The sequence below is a fragment of the Streptomyces eurocidicus genome (assembly GCF_002891295.1).
In the GTDB taxonomy this organism is placed as follows: domain Bacteria; phylum Actinomycetota; class Actinomycetes; order Streptomycetales; family Streptomycetaceae; genus Streptomyces; species Streptomyces eurocidicus.
The window spans coordinates 65,272-84,387 of the sequence record NZ_LGUI01000010.1; the positions used below are offsets into that span (position 1 = coordinate 65,272).

The 19,116-nt window shown below is 75.1% G+C and carries 16 protein-coding genes and 1 pseudogene; 5 read left to right on the top strand and 12 right to left on the bottom strand.

From position 1 onward, the window contains the following. Positions 1 to 4: 4 nt before the first annotated feature. Complete coding sequence (locus tag AF335_RS26640; protein ID WP_102920980.1) at positions 5 to 1,246, bottom strand: sodium/calcium exchanger protein; 1,242 nt, start codon at positions 1,244 to 1,246, stop codon at positions 5 to 7. Positions 1,247 to 1,610: 364 nt separating this feature from the next. Between AF335_RS26640 and AF335_RS26645 the strand changes: the two genes are divergently transcribed. Next, positions 1,611 to 2,435: an MmyB family transcriptional regulator gene (locus tag AF335_RS26645; protein ID WP_102920981.1), complete on the top strand. Its 825-nt coding sequence runs from the start codon at positions 1,611 to 1,613 to the stop codon at positions 2,433 to 2,435. 50 nt (positions 2,436 to 2,485) lie between these two features. Here the strand turns inward: AF335_RS26645 and AF335_RS26650 are convergent, their stop codons facing one another. Then, entirely contained in the window at positions 2,486 to 4,042 is a 1,557-nt protein-coding gene (locus AF335_RS26650) for an MFS transporter (protein ID WP_244927168.1), read from the bottom strand. A 155-nt stretch (positions 4,043 to 4,197) separates the two neighbouring features. Between AF335_RS26650 and AF335_RS26655 the strand changes: the two genes are divergently transcribed. Continuing rightward, positions 4,198 to 5,769 carry an FAD/NAD(P)-binding protein gene (locus AF335_RS26655; protein ID WP_170127813.1) on the top strand — a complete coding sequence of 524 codons (1,572 nt, stop codon included), beginning with the start codon at positions 4,198 to 4,200 and terminating at the stop codon, positions 5,767 to 5,769. A gap of 156 nt (positions 5,770 to 5,925) precedes the next feature. Here AF335_RS26655 and AF335_RS26660 read toward each other — a convergent pair whose 3' ends face one another. Beyond that, complete coding sequence (locus AF335_RS26660; protein ID WP_102920984.1) at positions 5,926 to 6,573, bottom strand: response regulator transcription factor; 648 nt, start codon at positions 6,571 to 6,573, stop codon at positions 5,926 to 5,928. Positions 6,574 to 6,806: 233 nt separating this feature from the next. On the opposite strand from AF335_RS26660, the gene AF335_RS26665 reads away from it, so the two are divergent. Next, entirely contained in the window at positions 6,807 to 7,265 is a 459-nt protein-coding gene (locus AF335_RS26665; RefSeq protein ID WP_102920985.1) for a universal stress protein, read from the top strand. Positions 7,266 to 7,319: 54 nt separating this feature from the next. Here the strand turns inward: AF335_RS26665 and AF335_RS36300 are convergent, their stop codons facing one another. Then, positions 7,320 to 9,455 carry an FUSC family protein gene (locus tag AF335_RS36300; RefSeq protein ID WP_184743904.1) on the bottom strand — a complete coding sequence of 712 codons (2,136 nt, stop codon included), beginning with the start codon at positions 9,453 to 9,455 and terminating at the stop codon, positions 7,320 to 7,322. 515 nt (positions 9,456 to 9,970) lie between these two features. Next, entirely contained in the window at positions 9,971 to 11,206 is a 1,236-nt protein-coding gene (locus AF335_RS26675) for a sensor histidine kinase (protein WP_102920987.1), read from the bottom strand. Between the two features lie 214 nt (positions 11,207 to 11,420). On the opposite strand from AF335_RS26675, the gene AF335_RS26680 reads away from it, so the two are divergent. Further along, positions 11,421 to 11,948: a universal stress protein gene (locus tag AF335_RS26680; RefSeq protein WP_102920988.1), complete on the top strand. Its 528-nt coding sequence runs from the start codon at positions 11,421 to 11,423 to the stop codon at positions 11,946 to 11,948. Here the strand turns inward: AF335_RS26680 and AF335_RS26685 are convergent. Then, entirely contained in the window at positions 11,923 to 12,654 is a 732-nt protein-coding gene (locus AF335_RS26685) for a polysaccharide deacetylase family protein (protein WP_170127814.1), read from the bottom strand. The two genes, AF335_RS26680 and AF335_RS26685, sit on opposite strands and share 26 nt — an antisense overlap. A 310-nt stretch (positions 12,655 to 12,964) precedes the next feature. Between AF335_RS26685 and AF335_RS26690 the strand changes: the two genes are divergently transcribed. Then, entirely contained in the window at positions 12,965 to 14,011 is a 1,047-nt protein-coding gene (locus tag AF335_RS26690) for a YncE family protein (protein WP_102920990.1), read from the top strand. 52 nt (positions 14,012 to 14,063) lie between these two features. On the opposite strand, the gene AF335_RS26695 is transcribed toward AF335_RS26690, so the two are convergent. From AF335_RS26695 to AF335_RS26720, 6 genes and pseudogenes are all read right to left on the bottom strand, one after another. Beyond that, the gene (locus tag AF335_RS26695) at positions 14,064 to 14,486 is read right to left on the bottom strand and encodes a YchJ family protein (protein WP_102920991.1); all 423 of its coding nucleotides are present in this window, start codon (positions 14,484 to 14,486) and stop codon (positions 14,064 to 14,066) included. A 121-nt stretch (positions 14,487 to 14,607) separates the two neighbouring features. Beyond that, positions 14,608 to 15,513 carry an endo alpha-1,4 polygalactosaminidase gene (locus AF335_RS26700; RefSeq protein WP_184743901.1) on the bottom strand — a complete coding sequence of 302 codons (906 nt, stop codon included), beginning with the start codon at positions 15,511 to 15,513 and terminating at the stop codon, positions 14,608 to 14,610. A gap of 245 nt (positions 15,514 to 15,758) precedes the next feature. Further along, a pseudogene (locus AF335_RS26705) lies at positions 15,759 to 16,427 on the bottom strand (spherulation-specific family 4 protein); the annotation flags it as partial. Continuing rightward, the gene (locus AF335_RS26710; RefSeq protein ID WP_102920994.1) at positions 16,424 to 17,326 is read right to left on the bottom strand and encodes an NAD-dependent epimerase/dehydratase family protein; all 903 of its coding nucleotides are present in this window, start codon (positions 17,324 to 17,326) and stop codon (positions 16,424 to 16,426) included. The gene AF335_RS26710 and the pseudogene AF335_RS26705, both read right to left, overlap by 4 nt. Before the next feature lie 9 nt (positions 17,327 to 17,335). After that, a complete protein-coding gene (locus AF335_RS26715; protein WP_102920995.1) occupies positions 17,336 to 18,049 on the bottom strand; it encodes a nucleotidyltransferase family protein in 714 nt (237 codons plus the stop codon). Between the two features lie 52 nt (positions 18,050 to 18,101). After that, a complete protein-coding gene (locus AF335_RS26720) occupies positions 18,102 to 19,103 on the bottom strand; it encodes an SDR family NAD(P)-dependent oxidoreductase (RefSeq protein WP_102920996.1) in 1,002 nt (333 codons plus the stop codon). Positions 19,104 to 19,116 lie beyond the last annotated feature (13 nt).

Consider the following 19,116-nt stretch of genomic DNA (forward strand, 5'->3'; position numbering starts at 1 on the left):
GGCCTCAGTAGTGCGGGTCCCCCTCGATCCGCCCGCCCAGCGCGCGGACGGTGGCCGGGAGCCGGCGCAGCCGGGTGGTCAGCAGCAGGGCCGCGAGGCCCAGGTAGACATAGGTCAGGACGAGGCGCGCCGACTCGCCGGGCAGCGCGAACTGCACGGCGAAGAGCACGAAGAGGCAGGCGGCCTGCCACCGCGCGAACCGCAGGTCGAGCAGGATCACGACGGCCAGGACCGTCTGGGCGGCCGTCAGCGCGACCTCGTCCACCTGCCTGGTGACCAGCGGGAGCGCGGACCCGCCGCCCCCGGCGGCGTGGGCCAGGGGCAGACAGCCGACCAGCAGCGTCCACTGGTTGACCTTGCTGGACAGCAGGGCGCCGAGGCCGTCGCCGGCCCGCAGCCGCCAGGCGAAGACGACGGCGACGAGCAGCTCCGGCGCCTCCGAGGCCAGCGGGGCGAGCCACTGCACCAGGACGAAGCGGTCGATGCCCAGCGAGGCCCCGGCCTCCACCAGGCCGTCGGCGAACGGCTCGGCGCAGGCGAACACGACGGCCGCCGCGACGGCGAAGAGCGTCGCGGTGGTCGCGCGGCGGGTGGCCTTCGGCAGCGCGGCCAGCCGGGCCGGCACCCCGACCAGTTCCTCCATCTCCCCCGAGGAGCACTTCCCGATCCGGTAGAGGTAGTAGCCGTACCAGGGGATCAGCACGACCGGGACGTACCAGGCGATCTCCCGGGTGAGCGGCATCACGAAGGCGAGGACGGCGGCCACCGCGAGGAAGGCCACGTCGATCCTGCGGTGCGGTTCGAGGGTGATGCCGGCGGGCGGCGCGCCCCGGCGGCGCAGGGCGAGCGCGGCGGCGAGGGCGACGAGCGGCCAGCCGACGCCCACGAGGAGCCGGTTGGCGCCGGTCATATTGGCCGCGGCGTAGGCGGCGTACGACGGGTCCGATCCCGCGGCGTAGGCGAAGTAGAGGTCCACGGCGTATTCCGGCAGGACCGCGATGAAGGCCAGCAGGGCGAGGGCGAGGGCTCCGGCCATATCGGCGCGCGCGGTCTCGGCGGCCCACATCAGCAGGAGCGCCGCGGCGAGCACGCCCAGCCCGAAGACGGCCACCGCCCAGCCGGGCGCGAGCTCGGTCCCGCTCAGCCGCACGGCGACGGCGGGCGCCGCGCCTGCACAGGCGGCGCCGATCCGTGCGGCGGCCGCCGATGCGGAGGGCGCCCCCGTCCGCTGGTCCTCGTCACCCATACCGCGGATCTATCAGCAGTCGGTGCGGGAGGGGCGGGGACAGCCCGGCGCGGGTTCCCGTGCCGCCCGTTCGGCCGAGGCGGCCACCAGCCGGTACGTAACGTCGCGCGGGGCAGCTGGCGGCGGATGTTCCCCGTCCGCTGCCGGCCCGGACGGTCGGTCAGCGAACGAATGCGGTGCTCCTTTCGCCGCCGTCCCGGCCGGGTCGACGTTGACCAGGTCAGCGGCACCCCCGTGACTGCTGACCCGTACGTAGATCATGCAGCAAGGATGCGATCATTTCTGTCGAGAACTTTTCATTGGAAAAATTCTCCTATGAATTCGGCTTCCGCTGCGGCGCCGGTCGTGATATTAGGGGTGCACCGTGGACAAGGAAGCACTGCAGGACCTCTTGCGGGACCGGCGGGCCCGGATAGCCCCGGAGGACCACGGCCTGGCCCGCCCCTCACGGCAGGGGCGGCGCGCGCCGGGACTGACGCAGAGCCAGATCGACCAGCTGCTGCACCGCACCTACGGCACCTTCAACCGGCTGGAGACGGGCGCGTACCCCAACCCGCCCGAGGACCTGCTGCGGGACGTGGCCCGGCTGCTGGAGTTCACCGAGCAGGAGTGGACGTCGCTGTGGCTCTACGCCGTGCACCGCGACCCGCCGTACCCGCTGCACCACCGCTCGGGGACGGAGGTGTCACGGGCGTGGCAGGACGTGGTCGACGGGCTCTCCCACATGGCCTATCTGAACGACCAGTCCTGGCGGGTCATCGCGCACAACGAGGCGTTCGCGGAGCTGTTCCCCCGGGGTGAGGTGCCGGAGAACACCATGCGCTGGATGGCGCTGCACCCCGAGGCCCGGACAGTGCTCACGGACTGGCGCGAGCGCTGGGCGCCGATGATCCTGCCGCAGCTGCGGGCCGCCGTGGCCGCGCTCCCGCACGACCGGACCCTCGCCGAACTGGAGGCGGACGTCCTCGCCGACCCGGTGTCCGGTCCGCTGTACGAGGCGGGCGGGCGCGCGTACATCCACCCCGACGGCGACGTGCGGCCCCTGCTGCACACGAGGAAGGGGCCCGGCTGGGTGTCGCTGTGCGGCGCGCAGCCGCTGGCCTCGCCCCGCGCCCGGCTGATGGTGCTGGTCTTCCACCCCGGCGACCGGCCCAGCCCGGCCTGCGCGCCGACGCTCCACGCCGGCTGACGGGCCGGCTGGCAGGCCGGCGGGCCGGGGCGCGCGAGGGGCCCGGCGGCTCAGTGCGCGGAGTCGGCCCGGAAGCCGCGCGGCACCAGCGCGGCCGCCAGCACGACGGCCACGGCCACGATGCCGACGGACACCCACGAGGTGGTGGTGAGGGCGTCGTCGAACGCGGACCGTGCCGTCCGCAGGAGCGCCCTGCCCTCCTCGGTGTCGCGGCCCAGGTCCCGGGCGACCTCGTCGGCGCCGCCCACCGACCCGCGGGCGTTCTCCAGCCGTCCCCCGCGCACGGCTTCCGGCAGGCCGGTCATCCCCGAGCGGTAGAGGGTGTGGTGGACGCTGCCGAGCAGCGCCACGCCGAAGCCGATGCCCAGTTCGTACGCGCTCTCCGAGACCGCGCCCGCCTGACCGGCGCGTTCCGGCCGGACCGCGGCCACCATCACGGCGGCGGAGGCGGTGATGGCCAGGCCGTCGCCGAGGCCGAAGGTGATGAGCGCGATCAGCACCGTGCCGTAGCCCAGCGGCTGGGGCGCGGCGGCCAGCAGGACGAAGCCGCAGAGCAGGGCGGCCAGACCCACCGTCAGCACCGTGCGGACGCCGGTGTGCCGCAGCAGCCAGGGCGTCAGCAGGGCGGCGGCGAGCGCGGCGAGGGCCACCGGCAGCGTCCGCAGGCCGGCCTGGAGCGCGTCGTGCCCCTGGACGTACTGGAGCCAGAGCGAGAGCAGGAAGAGGGCGGCGCCGATGGCCATCATGGCGATCAGGGTGGCCAGCGCGGCGGCCAGGAAGGGGCGGTTGGCGAACAGCCGGACGTCCAGCAGGGGGTCCGCGGCGACCAGCTGGCGGCGGACGAACCAGGTGAGGGCGGCCAGGCCGACGAGCAGGACGGCCAGGTCGGCCGGGCGGAAGCCGCCGGCCAGGTGCTTGATGCCCCAGGCGGTGGCGATGACGCCGGCCACGGACAGCACGGCGGACGGCAGGTCGAGGTTGTGGTGCGACGGGCTGCGGTACTCGGGCAGCAGCAGGACGGCCGCGACGAGGGTGACGACCACCACGGGCACGTTCACCCAGAAGGCGGCCGACCAGGAGAAGGCGTCCACCAGGACGCCGCCCACCAGCGGGCCGATCGCCGCGCCGGCCCCGGCCACGGCGGCCCAGACGCCGATCGCCAGGGTGCGCTCGTGGGGGTCCGTGAAGATGGTGCGGATCAGGGACAGCGTGGAGGGCATCACCATCGCGCCGCCGATGGCCAGCAGCACCCGGCCGGAGATCAGCTGGAGGACGCTGTCGGTGAACCCGGCGGTGGCGGCGAGCACGGACGCCGCGCCGAACAGCGCGAAGCCGGTGACGAAGAGGAGCTTCCGGCCCAGCCGGTCGCCCACGGCGCCGGCGGTGACGAGCAGGCCGCCCAGCACCAGCCCGTAGATATCGATGATCCACAGCTGTTCCAGGGCGTCCGGCCGCATCTCCTTGATCAGCGACGGCAGGGCGACGTTGAGGATCGTGGCGTCCATGGCGACCAGCAGGAGGCTGGCGCAGAGGACGGCGAGCATCGCCCAGCGAGCGGAACCCGCCGGTTCCGGGCCGGGAGCGCCCGCGGAGGAGACAGGGTCCACGTCGGGGAACGTAACCCGGGCCCCGGCGGCCCGCATCCCGTGGGCGCGTACGGGTGCGGGGCGGGCGCCGGCGGGGCTTTTCCGCCGCTGTGGACGGCGGGGGTTCCGGTGTACAGCCGACTGGGCAGGGTCGCCCTATGGAAAAGGGGGTGCCAGTGGGACGTACGGCCGAATCCGACGGCGGTGGGGGTGCCGGGTGCGCCGGCGGGCTCCGGGAACGGCCGGGCCCGGGGCGGGACGTGGTCGTCATCGGCGGCGGCGTCGCCGGGACGAGCTGTGTGCTGCACCTGGTGCGGGAATTGCTCGACGCGCCGGGCCGGGGCGGGGGCGGCGGCCGGCCGGGGCCGCCGCGCGGTGGCCGGATCCGGTCGGTCCTGCTGGTGGATCCCAATCCGCCGGGCTGGGGCCTGGCGTTCGGGGACCGCGACCCGCTGCTGCTGTGCAACACCGCCGCCGAGATCAACTCCTTACTGGCCGACGAGCCGGGTGACTTCGTCGGCCATCTGCGCGAGCAGGGCCTGGAGGTGGGGCCGCTGGACTGTGTGCCCCGGGCGCGAATGGCCGCGTACTGCCACGACCGCTTCGACCGGTCCCGCGCGCGGGCGCGGGAGCTGGGCGTCGAGGTGCGGCACGTCCGGGGGGCGGCCGAGTCGGTGACCGCCGGGCCCGCCGGGCACCGGGTGCGGCTGGCCGACGGACGGGAGCTGCGGGCCGACGAGGTCGTGGTCGCGACCGGCGTCCACCGGCCGCGGGTCCCGGACGGCTTCGCCGCGTTCCAGGACCACCCCCGTTACCTGGACAGCCCCTATCCCGCCGCACGGATCCGCGAGCGGCTGCCCGCCGGATCGAACGTGCTGGTGCTCGGCAGCCACCAGTCGGCGATCGACGCGGCCCTGCTGCTGTGCCGCGACGGCCACCGGGCGACGCTGACGTCACCGTCCGGCCTGCTGCCGGCGGTCCGGGTGTCACTGGCCGCGCCCGTACGGGCGTTCCCGCCGCTGGAGCGGCTCGCCCGGCTCGACCCGGCCGACCCGCTCCTGGAGGAGCGGGTGCTGCGCTGCGCGGTGGAGTCGGTGCGGCTGCTGAGCCGGGTGCCGCTGCGCCGCCAGACGTCCCGGGCGGCCGACCCGCTCCAGCGGCTGCGGGAGGAGGCGGCGCTGGTGGAGGAGGGCGCCGTGTGGTGGCCGGGGATCATGGTCGCGCTGATGGATGCCCTCATCGCCCTCGCACCGTCGCTTCCCCCCGGCCGCATGGCGGCGCTCCAGGCCCGTTTCGCCCCGCTGACCGGCCGCTATGTCACGGCCATGACCTCCCGCAACGCCCGCCGGCTGCTGGCACACGCCGGATCGGGGGCGCTGCGGCTGGCCGGCTCGTACCCCGCCGCGGTGGCCTTCGAGGACGGCGCCTGGCGGGTGGAGCGCCCGGGGGCCGCGCCGGAGCGCTTCGACTACGCCGTGAACGCCACCGGCTTCCTCCTGCCGACGCTGTGCTGGAACCACGACGGCACGGCCCTGTACCTGGACGCGCCGCCCGGCGCGGGCTGGGCCGTCGACCGTCTGGAGGCGGACCTGCGGGTGCGGCGGGGGCCGGGGGCGGCACCGGAGCGGATCTGGGTGGTGGGCGTCGGCACGCACGTCCGCGTCCCGTTCGCGAACCTGCTGGGCAATGTGGTGCGGCAGGCCCACCAGGTGGCGCGGGAGCTGGCGGGGGCGGAGATCCCGGTGTAGGCCGGCTCGGCGAAGTCCAGTGCGGTCCGGCAGCGCCCCGAAGGGGCGCGGGGAACTGCGCGGCCGGCCACAACGCACCCGCGGATGACTCGCCGGAGTTCCAGCGGAGCGCTCGGGCGGGGGCGCCGGGATCCGCGCCCCCGCGCGCCGGGGGCGTCACTCCAGCAGTCCCCGGCGCATCGCCTCCGCGACGGCGGCGGCCCGGTCGGAGACGCCGAGCTTCTCGTACAGCCGCTGGGTGTGCGTCTTGACGGTGCTGGCGCCCAGATACAGCTCGGAGGCCAGCTGGGGGATGCTCTTCCCCTCGGAGAAGCCGCGCAGGACCTGCCGCTCGCGTTCGGAGAGGACGGCCGGGTCGCGGTCGGCGCGCATCCGGATCTCGTCCACCAGCCCGCCGGCGAGGTCCTCGGAGACCACCTGCTTGCCGGCCGCGACCTTCAGCACCGCGTCGACGATCTCGGACCGTTTGGCGTCCTTGGCCAGGTACCCCGCGGCGCCCTCCTGCACCGCGCGGTAGACCACGGCGGCGTCGGTGGTGGCCGACAGCAGCAGGGCCCGGGTCGGCAGGTGGTCCCGGGCGAGCGCGTGGACGACGGCGATGCCGTCCATCGTCGGGATGCGGTAGTCGATCAGGGCGACCTGGGGTGTGAGCTCGCGGATCAGCTCCAGGGCCTCGGCCCCGTCCCCGACCTCGGCGAGCACGTCGATCCGCCCGCTGAGCTGGAGCCCGCGGGCGATGCCCTCGCGGTAGACCGGGTGGTCGTCCGCCACCACGACCGTCACCCGCGCACCGGAATCCGTCACAGGAATCGTCCTCCCGTCGCTGGTCCTGGCATCCACGATAGGCCGGACGGGGCACGCCGACCGCCCGGGCGGCCTCCGGTGACCTCCCCCGATCGGAGGAGGCGGTGTCGCCCGGCGGGTCGGCCGAAGGCGGGATCCCGGGCCGGGCACCGGCACCTACCCTGGAGGATGAAAAGCGACAAAAGGGCTTAAAAAGAAGGTCGCGGAGCACACTCCCGGAGAAGGTGAAGGTCATGTCGGAGGTCGTACAGCGCGTGGTGGTCGGTGTGGACGGTTCGGAGGCGAGCGTCTGTGCCCTGCGGCAGGCCGCCCAGGAGGCCGAGCGGCACGACGCGGCCCTGTGCCCGGTGATCGCCTGGGTGCCGCCGGGCGGCGAGGCGGCCGACGCCATGTACCCGGCGCCGGCGGACGTCCGCGCGCACTGGGAGCGGACCGCCCGCGAGCGCCTGCAGACCGCGTGCAAGCGGGCCCTCGGCGAGAACACCCGCAGGCTGGTGGTCCGCCCGAGGGTGATCCGGGCACAGCCCGGCCCGGCGCTGGTGGCCTGCGCGCCCCGTACGACGGACATGCTGGTGATGGGCGCGGGGCGGCACGGTTCGGTGCACCGGCTGCTCTTCGGCTCGGTGAGCCGGCACTGCCTGCGGCACGCGCGGTGCCCGGTGCTGGTGGTCCACCCGGACGAGGAGGCGTAGCCCTCCCCCGGGCCCGCCCGGCCCCCATCGGGCGGCGGAGCCCCCGGGAGCGCCTCAGCGCAGGCGCGCCAGGTCCCTCGCGACCCCCGTCAGCCATGCCTCCGCGTCCGCGACCAGCAGCGCGTCCGCGTCCGTGACCCCCGGCGGCAGCCCCGCCACCTGCCGGAGCGGCGAGGATTCCGCCGCCGGGCACGGCACCTCGGCCGGCCGCGCCTCGCCCACCGGATCCGCCCCGGACCGCAGGGCCTCCGCGACGCGCACGGTCCCGTCCGCCACCCGCCCGGCCAGTACGGTCAGCTCCTCCGCCGCCGCCCCGGGCAGCGGCCCGGCCGCCTTCCCGTGCCACCCGGCCACCAGCAGTTCCCCGCCGTGCACCAGGTCGTAGCCCGCGGCGAGGGCGAAGCCCCACGGCGGCTCCGCCGCGGGATCCCGCCCGGCGCGTTCGATCCGGTACTGGATGTACGAAGCCTCCGCGAGCAGCATCGCGTGGCGGGCCGCCTCCAGCGGGGCGCGGGAGCCCCGGCCGGCGCCGATCAGCGCGATGACCTCGCGGCAGGCGGCGGCGCCGTCGGTGAGGAAGGCCGCCGTGTCCCGGCGCACCTCGCCGTGCCCGCCCTGGGGCCAGGCGAACAGGCCGGCGACGGCGCCGACGGCGCCGCCGATCAGGACGTCGACGAGACGTACCCCGGAGAGCGCCCAGTCGGGGGTGGTGAACTGGGTGAACGCCAGGACGACGGTGAGCGTGAAGACCGCCTGCGTCGCCGCGGGCCCGGACGGCGGGCCCACCGTGAAGCCGACGAGGAGCACGACGGGCAGGAGCACCGCGTAGACGAGCGGGACGTCCCCGACCACCCGGAGCAGGGCGGCGGCGACCACCGCGCCGGCGACCGTGCCGGCGAAGGCCGGTCGCAGGGCGGCGCGGGTGTCGGCGGCCGAGGTCCGCATCATGCTGAGGGTCGCCAGCAGCACCCAGAAGCCGTGCGAGAGGCCGAGGACGCCGACGAGCAGCCGGGCGGCGGCCAGGGCGACGGCGATCCGCAGGGCGTTCTGGAGGTGCACCGAGTGCGGGGTGAGGTGCAGGCGCAGCCGGCACCACCAGCGGACGGGCGCGGGCGTGGTGGCGTACGCGAGGAAGCCCGCGCCGTCGTCGGCGGGGCGGTCGCCGAGGGCGATCCGGGCGGCCTTCCCGGTCAGCATGGCGGCGACGGCCGCCGCGCGGGCGACCGCGTCCTGCCGCAGCCGGGCGGCCGGGGTTCCGGCCACGGTGCCGGCGCGGGCCGCGTCGAACGCCACGAGGGCACCGGGCAGGTCGTCCGGTGGTTCCCGGCGGCCGGTGCGCAGGCCACCGGCGGCGGCCCTCAGGACGTCCTCGGTGTGCCGCAGCAGGGACACGGTGGCGGGGGCCGCCGGGTGGGGCGCGGTGGCGTCGGTGAACAGCCGGTCGAGCTGGTCGCCGGCCTGCCGTACGAGTACGCGCACGTGGTTGAGGGCGTGGTCGCGGACGGAGGGCGAGGCGGGGCGCTCCCCGGTGGGGACCCGGGAGAGCCGGACGGCCTCCAGGGCGCGCTCGGCCGGTTCCCGGGTGGTGTCGGGCCCGTCCGCCCCGGTCGCGAGGCGGTCGGCGGCGGCCCGGGCCCGGTCGGCGACGGCCGCCGCCGCGTCCGCGAGGCGGATCCGGTACGGGACCGGGTCGGGGTCGGGCCACAGGAGGCGTTCGGCGAGGGCGGTGAGCAGGATGCCGAGGGTGAGGCCGGCGAGCCGGGAACCCAGGGTGTCCGGCGCGTAGGGCGGGAAGCAGGGCAGCACGTAGAAGAGCTGGAAGGCGGTGGCCAGGCCGGTCACCCGGGGGCCGCCGACCCCGCAGTAGGAGATGACGAAGCCCACCACGAACATGCCGCAGGCGGCGGCCCAGGAGCGGACGGCGAGCAGGGTGCCGGCGGTGACGAGCACCCAGCCGACCGGCACGGCGGCCAGCAGGGTGCGGGTCCGCTCCCGGGCGGCGCCGGGCACCTCGCAGAACATGGCCAGGGGCAGGGAGCCGAAGAACGAGTAGAGGGCCATGACGTCGTCGCCGGTGACGTAGCGGCAGACATAGAAGCCGGGACACCCCCCGAAGACCACCCACAGGGCGCGCCGCGCCGCCCGCCGCGTGTCCGCGCGCCCGAGGAACCGGCGGACGCGCGCGGTCACGGCCATGGGCGGCGGCCGGGGCGGGGAACGGGTGGGCGGATCATGGTGATTCCTCACGTTAGGTGAACGGCGCCGGGCCGCAACCCGGGACCCGCCCGGCGGCCGGTGCGACGAGGGCGGCCGTACCGCCCCCACCGGCGGACAGCGCGATCGGTTCCGGGTGCCCGCCCACGGCCCCACCCGCCCGGCCCACCGGACACCGGCGTCGCCTCGCCACGCTCCGGGCGGGCAGAAGGCCCGGGTGCCCGCGCACCGCCCTTTCCGACCCGCCCGCCGGACACCGACTCACCCCGCCGCGCTCCGAGGCGGACGAAGGGTCCGGGGCCCGCTCACGCCCCTTTCCGCCCGGCCCGCCGGAAACCGGCCGCCACCCGCTGCGGTCCGAGGGCCCGCGGAGCGCGCCCGGGGGCGTCCGGGAGAGGGCCGGGGACGGGCAGACCGCCGTGTCCTGCGGTCCGTGCAGGACCCGGCCCGGCGGGCCGCGTGGAGCGGCCGGGCGGAGGCCGGGGCAATGGTCAGGGCGCCGACGTGGGAGTCGCGCCCGGTTCGGCGGCGGACGGCAGCCGGACCTCGGTCGTCGTGCCGCCGGGGCCGCTGTCGACGGTGAACCGGCCGCCCGCGCTCTCCACCCGCACATAGTGGCTGGCCAGCCCGATGTGGCCTTCCTTGAGACGCCGCTGGACGACGGCGGGGTCGAAGCCCGTGCCGTCGTCCCGGACGGTCAGGACGGTCTCGTCCGCGTCGACGGCGAGCCGGATCCACACATGGGAGGCGTGGGCGTGCTTGACGACGTTGCTCAGCAGTTCCCGGGCCGCCGAGTAGAGCAGGGCCTCGTGGCCGACGCGGCCGGGCAGCCGCAGGTCGTAGTGGACGGCGAAGCCGCCGCGCCGGGCGAACCGCTCCCCCGCCGCCTCCAGCGCGGCGGCCAGGCCCGCCGCGGCCAGGATCTGCGGATGCAGATCGAAAATGATCTCCCGCATCTCGGTGACGGTCCTGCGCACCTCGGTCTGCGCGCGGCGCAGCGCGGCCGCCCCGCCGGGCGCCGCGGACCCCGGCACCGCCTCCTCGACCTCCTCCAGGTCGTGGAGGGCCGCGAGCAGCGTCTGGACGGCGCCGTCGTGCAGCGCGTCCGCCAGGTCCGCGCGCTCGCGGGTCTCGGCCGCGAGCGCGTCGTCGAGCAGCAGCTCACGGGTGTCCAGCAGGTCCGAGACGGTACGCGTACGGCGTCCCAGCAGCATCGCGATCAGGGTGCACACGCCCATGATCCACAGCACGTACACCTCGTCCACGATGACCGGCCAGCTCTGCTCCTCCCGGTCGGCCAGGAGGTGCGGCAGGGACATCGCCGCGTACGCCGCCATGCAGACCGCGCCGAGCGCGGCGGTGATCCTGGGCATCTGCCACAGGACGGTGGCCAGGGGCCAGATGAAATAGGCGTAGCGGACCGGGGAGTCCTGGCCGCCCGCCGTGACCGCGAGGCCGGTGATGATCAGGAGGTCGACGACGAGGGCCGCCACCGCGCTGCCCACACCGGTGACCGGCCGCCGGTACACCCACACCAGCCGGGCGAGCGACCAGACCAGATAGACGCCGAGCAGCCCGTCGAACCACGCGCGGTGGAAGTAGTCCGCCGACGGGTGCTGTCCCGCCATGAACAGCGGGACGAAGAACGGCAGCCGGCTCCAGGCGACATAGCGCGAGGACTGCGCGATCATCTCGCCGAGCTGCTGCTCACGCCACCGGGTGGTCATCGGTTCCGACGTTAACCCGGGGCGCTCCGCGGCGCCCCGCCGGTGACCGATCGGTGGAGGGCCTTTCCCCCGCCCGGTGGACCGGCCGGTGGACGCCCCGGAAAAGGGCCGCCGCCTAGCGTGGAGAACGGTGCCGCCCGGTATACGGCGGGACCACCGGTGAGAAATCGCGAAGGAACGCAAGAGGAAAAGCGAAAAGGAAAGGGGAAAGGAAATGAGGAGCACGGTACGACGTGTAGTGGTCGGGGTCGACGGATCGGACGGCAGCCTGGACGCCCTGCGGAAGGCCGCCGGGGAGGCCCGCCGCCACGGCGCCCGGCTGCGCCCGGTCCTCGTCCACTCCTCCCCCGAGGGCGACTACGTCGACATGATGTGGCCGCCGGACCCCGAGACGGCCCGGGAGCTGGCCGACCGGGCCCGCGCGACCCTGACGGCCGCCTGCGAGCGGGCCCTGGGCGGCCTCCCGGGCGACCTGCGCTGCGAGCCGGTCGTGGCCCGCGGCCAGGCGGGCCCGCTGCTGGTGGCGGCCGCGTGCCGGGAGGGCGACCTGCTCGTGGTGGGCGGCGGTTCGCACAGTGCGGTGCACCGCCTCCTGATGGGCTCGGTGAGCCGTTACTGCCTGCGGCACGCCCCGTGCCCGGTGCTGGTCGTACCGCCCGGGCCGGCCGCGCGCCGCCACCGGCACGACCGGCACCGGGCCCGTCCGGAGCTGTGCCTCAGCAGTTCAGCGGGTAGGGGATGACATGGGTGGTGGGGCCGGTGTTGCGGCACAGCCGGTAGCCCTGGTCCCTGAGGTCGTCGACGATGCCGGGCAGGGCCTCGGGGAAGTGGCTGAAGAGATGCCCCAGGATGACGCCGCTCCGCTTGTCCGCGGCCGGGGCGTCGCGCACGGTCGCGCGGAGCGCCGCCGTGCCGGGGAAGGTCCCGTCGGGGCCCTCCCAGTCCCGGGTGTCGACCGTCCAGGTGCAGATGCGGTAGCCGAGCTCCTCGGCCAGGCGGGTCTCCCGGTCGCCGAAGTCGCCGTAGGGCGGGCGCAGCAGGGTGCTGTCCACGCCGCCGCGGATCTCGGCGCGGGCCTCCCGCTCCGAGAGCTGCCGCAGGTGCGGGTGGGAGTAGGTGTGGTTGCCGACCCAGTGGCCCTGGGTGTGGAGGGCGGCGGCGACCTTCGGATAGCGGGAGGCGTAGGAGTTGACGAGGAAGAACGCGGCGCGGATGCCCCGGCGCTGGAGGGATCTCCCCACGGTGACGGCGCGGTCGTCGTCGCCGTAGGACCAGTCGTCCAGGGTCAGCAGCACCCGGCCTGAGGTGTTGCCGCAGCGTTGGTGGTCGTAGCCCGCGGGGGCGGCGGCCGTGGCCGTCGCCGGGACGGCCGTCGGGACGAGGGCCAGGACCAGGGCGGCCAGCGCCGAGGTGAGCGGGGACCGGGCGCGCTTGCGGGAACCGGGCATACGGGACTCCTCCTGTGGTCGCCGTCGGGCTCCGATCATCCTGGGGTCCGGGACGCGCCGCCAGCCGTACGGGCGGGTCGGGCGAGCCGCCCCGCGGATCCGGCCCGGGCCCGCGCGGTGGTCGCCGGCACCCCGTGGAACGGGCCCGGACCCGCCCCGCCGGAGCCGCCGGGACGTGAGATGGGCCACGCCGGCACGGTGCCGCCGGACCGTCCGCGACCGGCGCCACCAGGGACATTGCGCCGGGGACAAGAGTGTGTTGACCCCGCCGCACTGGAGCCGGGAGCGGCGGGCGCCGAGGATCCGGGCCATGAACAGCGAACCGAGGAACTTCAGTCACCTGGACCTGCTGGCCGTCGTGAGCCAGAGCGGCCCGACCGTCACCTTCTTCGACGCCCTCACCCATGAGCGGCTGGCGGTGCTCGATGTCCCCGCCCAGCCCCACGAGTTGTGCTTCGACCCCGCCCGGCGGCGGCTGTACTGCGCCGGCACCTACGTCGCCGGCTATTACCACGCCCACCAGGGGCGGGCCCGCGACCTCACCGTCATCGACGTGGACACCCTGGAGATCGTCACGGTCGTCGACCTGGGGCCGGACCACGCGCCGCACGGGCTGGCCCTGGACGCGGAGCGGGACCGGCTGTACGTGAGCGTGGAGGCGACGGACACCGAGCCGGGCGGGGTGGTCGTGCTCGACGCGGAGACGCTGGACCGGATCACCCGCATCCCGGTGATGGCGGACGGGCCGCACTGGTTCGCGGTCTCGCCCGACGGGCGGCGCGGCTGGTCCACCAACAAGGAGGCGCCGTTCATCTCCGTGCTCGACCTGGAGCGCGACGAGTTCGCCGGGCGGATCTCGGTGCCGGGGAGCGAGGGGCTCGCCGTCTCGCCGGACGGCCGGTATGTGCATGTAGCCGCGCCCAAGGGCGACTTCGGCTCCCCGCCGGCCGCGCGGCCGGGCATCCGGGTGATCGAGGCGGCCACCGGCGAGGTGGTGCGGACGCTGCCCACCGAGGGGGTGGTCTTCCCCGTGCACACCACGGTGGCCGGGCTGGTGCTGGCGGGCGAGCTGCGGATGGCGACGGACGACGGCGGCGCCCTGGGCACGCAGACCGACGGCGTGCTCACGGTCTACGCTCCGGAGACCTTCGAGGTCGTCGGTCAGGTGCCGGTCGGCCGGTTCCCGCTGACGATCACGTCCTCGCCGGACGGTGCGACAGGCTATGTCGCGAACGTCCTGTCCAGCACCGTGACCGTGGTCGACCTGCGGGAGATGCGCGTGGTCACCACGCTGGAGGTCGAGCGGGCCGGCGAGGCGGGCGCGCACGGCCTGGCGTACATCCCGGCGGCGCGCTGACGGCGGCCCGCCGCGAACGTGACGGGGGTACGTCCGCGGCGGGCCCGAGGGCTCACTCCATGGCGTCGACGTAGACCCAGGCGCCGTCGACCCGTGCGAAGCGGCTGTTCTCGTGCTGGGAGCCCTCCTCGCCGCGCACCGCGTAGTGGGCGCGGAACTCGACGGTGCCCTCCGTGTGGAACGCCGTGCCGCCGGTCGTCCCGAGGATCTCCAGCCGGGTCCAGCGCAGCCGCGGGTCGAAGTCGATCTCCTCCGGCCGGGTGGCGGGGTGCCAGGTGCGGAGCAGATAGGCGGCGTCGTGGACGGCGAACGCGCTGAAGCGCGAGCGCATCAGCCGCTCGGCGGTCGGGGCCGTCCCCGTGCCCCGGTGGAAGCCGCCGCAGCAGTCACCGTAGGTGGCTTCGAGGCCGCAGGGGCAGGGCGAGGTCTCCGTGACGGCGGCCGGTCGCGGGCGTGGGCTGTTCTTTCTGGACACCCCCCGATTGTGCCCGCTCCGCGCCGGGGCCTCCGCCCGGGGGCGCGACGGCGGCCCCGGGCGGTTCCGGACGAGCCCGGACGAGGCAGCCAGGTTGGAGTCCGGTCCTCGTCCGGCCCGCTCAGCAGGGCTGCCGCCAGGCGTCCAGCTCCAGCTTCTTGCGCATCGAACTGAGCCCGAGCTTCTCGGCCGTATCGCAGAACTCGCCCGGCTTCAGCTCGTACTCGACATGGAAAACCGCCTTCCGGTTCTCGGTGAAGGGGGCCAGCCGCCCGCACTCGTCGTACTGCGCGCACTGCTCGTTCACGGCGAAGTCGAAGTCCCGGACCAGCTCGGGGATCTGGTCGAGGTCGTTCTTCAGACCGATGGCCAGGCCGCGCTCATGGGCGAGCCCCGCGAGCATGCGGTTGAACGCGAGCTGGTGGGCGCCCGTCAGCGGGAAGCCCGTGCTGTTGCGGTAGCCCTCGGTGAGATCCGGCTCGACGGCGTCGAAGCCCTTCTTCCGGCACATGTCGAACCGGGCCGCCATGATCGGCCGGAGTTGGTCGAGGCGGCGGATGTCCAGCCACTTCTCCCCTTTCCAGCCCTTGTTGTCCGCGCCCAGCAGCCCCTTGGGAAACGCGTCGTGGTCGGGCCGGAAGTTCTCCCAGGCCCCGGCGTTGACGTAGCAGATCACCTTGCGGCCGTCGGCGTGCAGCTTGGCGACGGTCTCGGCGGAGTTCTCGAAGCCGTCGATGTCGTAGACGGGGACGTCCACGCCGGTGTCGACCTTCCCGTCGAGCTGCCACTGCCACCGGGTGCCGGGGCGGGGCTGCCAGCGGCCGGCCGGCTCCGCGGAGGCGGACGGACCGGCCGGGCCCGCGGAGCCCGAGGGGGAGCCGGAGGGCGTACGGCCCGGGGCCGGCGTCCGCCCCTTGGCCGAGGGCGGTGCCGAACCGCCGGCTGAGGGCGGGCGTTCCCCGTCCGGCGGTTCGGGCTCCCCGGAGTCCGTTCCGGAGCAGCCCGCGAGGAGCAGCAGTGCGGCCACCGCCCAGGCTCCCCGGCCTCGTCGACGCGTCGTACTCACCGCGCACCTTCCCTTTCCGGCGCGTGCGCCGGTGCCGTGTCCGTCGCTGATCCCGGTGCCGTTCCCGGTGCCGTTCCCGGCTCCGGTACCGGCCCCCGTCGTGCTTCCGGTCCTGTCACCGGCCCGGGTTCCGGCCCTGTGCCCGGCCCCGGAGCAGTCTCCCGTGCCGCTCCCGGGTCCGTCCGCGCGGCCCCCGTGCCGTCCCCGGGCACGCTCCGCCACGGGTTGGCCCCCGTGCCCGGCACCGCGCAGTGCACCGCGGCGCCCCGGCGCTCGGCGGTGCGGGCGACCAGGGCCGTGTGTTCCTCCGGCACCCCGTGGACGAGGTGGCAGAAGCGCTCCGGCGGATGGTCGGCGGTCCAGGCGGGCACGCCGGCGGTCCGGTACGCCTCCCAGCCGCCCTCGAAGGTGACGAGCACGTCGGCCACCCGGGCGTACCCAGGGTCGGGGTGGGTGCCGGGGTTGAGGACGGCGGTGCCCGCGCCCAGCGCCCTGGCCAGCCGGACCAGACGGCGGTAGTGCGGCAGCGCCCCGGGGCCGGCCGCCGCCTGGTCGAGGAAGACGCCGTCGACGCCGTACCACCTGCGGTGCCTGCGGACGTCGCCGACGATCTCGCGGGCCGGGCGGTTCCCGTAGGCGGTGTCGACGTAGCCGAGTACGGGCACGCCCGCGCCCCGCAACCGGGCCGCGGCCTCGGCGAACGCCGGGTCGGGGAGCCGGCCGGGCCCGTCGGCGGCGTTGAGCACCACGGCGCGCAGCCGGGGCGCGGCGGCCACCAGGGCCGCCCACGCCCCGGGGTCGGTCGCCGGGTGAACGTAGAGCGGCACGAGAAGGCCGGCGCGACCGGCCCGTCCGGCGGCCGCCGGACGGGTCACCGCGCGCGCTCCTCGGGCCGGGCCAGGGTCTCGGCCCAGAGGTCGGCGAGGGATTCGGCGAGCGGCCGTGCCGGGGTCCAGCCCAGGGTGCGGGCCGTGAGGGCCAGGTCCGCGCGCTGCCAGGGCACGGCGGCGGAGCGCGGTGAGCCGTCGCCGTCCTCCTCCAGCCGACCGTCGAAGCCGGCCGCGGCGACGAGCCCCCGGGCGAGCTCCCGGACGGGCCGGGCGGTGCCGCTGCCGATGTTGAGGACGGGCGGCAGCGGGCCGGGAGCGGCGACGGCGCGGGCGACGGCCTCGCCCACGTCACGGGCGTCGACGAAGTCGCGGTGGGCCGAGAGGTCGCCGACCCGCACCCGGCCGCCGGGGCCGGCGGCGCGCAGTTCGGCGGCGAGCCGGCCGGGCAGCGACCCACGGGGCGCGCCGGGGCCGACGGGGTTGAAGACCCGCAGGACGACGGCGTCGAGGCCGGATCCGGTCACCGCGAGGGTGCCGGCGAGCTTGGCGACGCCGTAGAGGCCGAGCGGGCGGGCGGGGCCGGTCTCGGCGGCGGGGCGTTCGCCGTCGGCGGCCCCGTACTCCGCGGCGGAGCCGAGGTGGACGAGGCGGGCCCCGGGGGCCGCCTCGGACAGGGCGTCGCAAAGGACGGCGGGGCCCTTGGCGTTGACGCCGATGAGGGTGGTGGCGCTGCCGCCGACCGCGCCCGCGCAGTTGACGACGGCGTGCGGGGCGGCCTCGCGGACCGCGGTGACCAGGTGGGCCGGGTCGGCGGTGAGGTCTAAGTGCGGGCCGGCGCCCGGGTTCCGGCCGCCGACGAGCACCCGCGCGCCCGGAAGGGCGCGCAGGCTCTCGACGGCGTGCCGGCCCAGGAAGCCGGTGGCGCCCAAAACAAGGATGCGCATGCGGGCCGGTCACGCTCCCTTGATCAGCATGTCGCGGTGCAGGGAGAATTCCTTGTTGGCCCGGTCGTAGTCGTCGGGACGGCCGATGTCGAGCCAGTAGCCGTCGAACTCGTAGGCGTGCGGCGGGGTGCCGTCCGCCAGCATGTCCAGCACGAGCTCGTCGAAGCCCAGCGGCAGGCCCGGGGTGTAGCGGGCGAGTGCCGCGCGGGAGACGCCGTAGACACCCATGGAGACGCGGTAGTCGATGCTGGGCTTCTCGGCGAAGCCGACGACCCGGCCGGAGTCGGTGGTCAGCACCCCGAAGTCGATGCTGACCTGCCGGGCGTAGGTGGCGATGGTCAGCGGCGCCCCGGAGGTCACGTGCGAGCGGTACACGTCGCCGAAGTCCAGGTCGGTGAGGATGTCGCCGTTCATCGCCAGGAAGTGCTCGGGCAGTCTGTCGAGCATGGTGAGGAGGGGGCCCATGGTGCCCAGCGGGCTCTCCTCGGTGGTGTAGTCCACCTTCATGCCCCACTGGGAGCCGTCGCCGACATAGGCGCGGATGATGTGGCCGAGATGGCCGATGGCCAGGGTGCAGCTGGTGAAGCCCGCCCCGGCCAGCTGGCGCATCACGATCTCCAGGATCGCGTGCTCCTCGCCGATGGGCACCAGGGGCTTGGGGAGCGCGGTCGTGTACGGGCGGAGCCGGACGCCCTTGCCTCCGGCAAGTATGACTACGTGCATGATGCCGTCCTCTCTGCGTGGGGTGACGTGACGGGCGAGCGGTGCCCTCGCGTCAGACGTTGTAGATGCCGGCCTTGTACCGGGCGAGGTTGTTCGGGTCGCGGAAGAAGTCGACGGTGTGTGCCAGGCCGGTCTCCAGGGTGTGGGCCGGGGCCCAGCCGGTGGCGGCGCGCAGCCGGGAGGAGTCGCAGACCAGCCGCATCACCTCGGAGCCGGCGGGCCGGACGCGCTCCTGGTCGGAACGGACGTCGAGGTCGGCGTCCATGAGCTTGCCGATCAGGGAGACGAGGTCGCCGATGGAGATCTCCTCGCCGGTGCCGGAGTTGAAGGTGCGTCCGACGACGGCGTCGGCGGGTGCGGTGCCGACGGCGAGGAAGGCGGCCACGGTGTCCGCGACGTAGCTGAAGTCGCGGGTGGGGCGCAGGTCCCCGAGGGTGATGACGCGCTCTCCGGCGGCGACCTGTCCGATGACGGTGGGGATGACCGCGCGCATGGACTGGCGGGGGCCGAAGGTGTTGAAGGGGCGCAGGGTGACGACGGGAACGCCGAAGCTGGCGTGGTAGCTGTCGGCGAGGCGGTCGCCGCCGGCCTTGGAGGCGGCGTACGGCGACTGGGTGTTGATCGGGTGGTCCTCGGAGATCGGCACGGTCTGCGCGGTGCCGTAGGTCTCGCTGGTGGAGGTGTGCACCAGGCGCGGTATGCCCAGGTGGCGCACGGCTTCGAGGACGTTGAGGGTGCCCGTGACGTTGGTCTCCACATAGCTGTGGGGGGCACGGTAGGAGTAGGGGATCGCGATCAGCGCGGCGAGGTGGTAGACGGCCTCGGTGCCGGTCACCAGCCCCTGGACGGAGCCGGGGTCGCGGACGTCGCCGAGTACGACGTCGACGTGGGACATCACCTCTTCGGAGAGCGACTCCAGCCAGCCGTAGGACGAGAAGGAGTTGTACTGCACCATGGCGCGGACCTGGTGGCCGGCGGCGACGAGCGCTTCGACCAGGTGCGAGCCGATGAATCCTTCGGCGCCGGTGACGGCTACGGGTGCGGTTGCGGGCATGGCGGAACTCCCT

Excerpts from the sequence above, each read along its gene's own strand:
- AF335_RS26640 (WP_102920980.1), bottom strand. The coding sequence starts at position 1,246 with ATGGGTGACGAGGACCAGCGGACGGGGGCGCCCTCCGCATCGGCGGCC.
- AF335_RS26665 (WP_102920985.1), top strand. The coding sequence starts at position 6,807 with ATGTCGGAGGTCGTACAGCGCGTGGTGGTCGGTGTGGACGGTTCGGAG.
- AF335_RS26675 (WP_102920987.1), bottom strand. The coding sequence starts at position 11,206 with ATGACCACCCGGTGGCGTGAGCAGCAGCTCGGCGAGATGATCGCGCAG.
- AF335_RS26680 (WP_102920988.1), top strand. The coding sequence starts at position 11,421 with ATGAGGAGCACGGTACGACGTGTAGTGGTCGGGGTCGACGGATCGGAC.
- AF335_RS26685 (WP_170127814.1), bottom strand. The coding sequence starts at position 12,654 with ATGCCCGGTTCCCGCAAGCGCGCCCGGTCCCCGCTCACCTCGGCGCTG.
- AF335_RS26690 (WP_102920990.1), top strand. The coding sequence starts at position 12,965 with ATGAACAGCGAACCGAGGAACTTCAGTCACCTGGACCTGCTGGCCGTC.
- AF335_RS26710 (WP_102920994.1), bottom strand. The coding sequence starts at position 17,326 with ATGCGCATCCTTGTTTTGGGCGCCACCGGCTTCCTGGGCCGGCACGCC.
- AF335_RS26715 (WP_102920995.1), bottom strand. The coding sequence starts at position 18,049 with ATGCACGTAGTCATACTTGCCGGAGGCAAGGGCGTCCGGCTCCGCCCG.
- AF335_RS26720 (WP_102920996.1), bottom strand. The coding sequence starts at position 19,103 with ATGCCCGCAACCGCACCCGTAGCCGTCACCGGCGCCGAAGGATTCATC.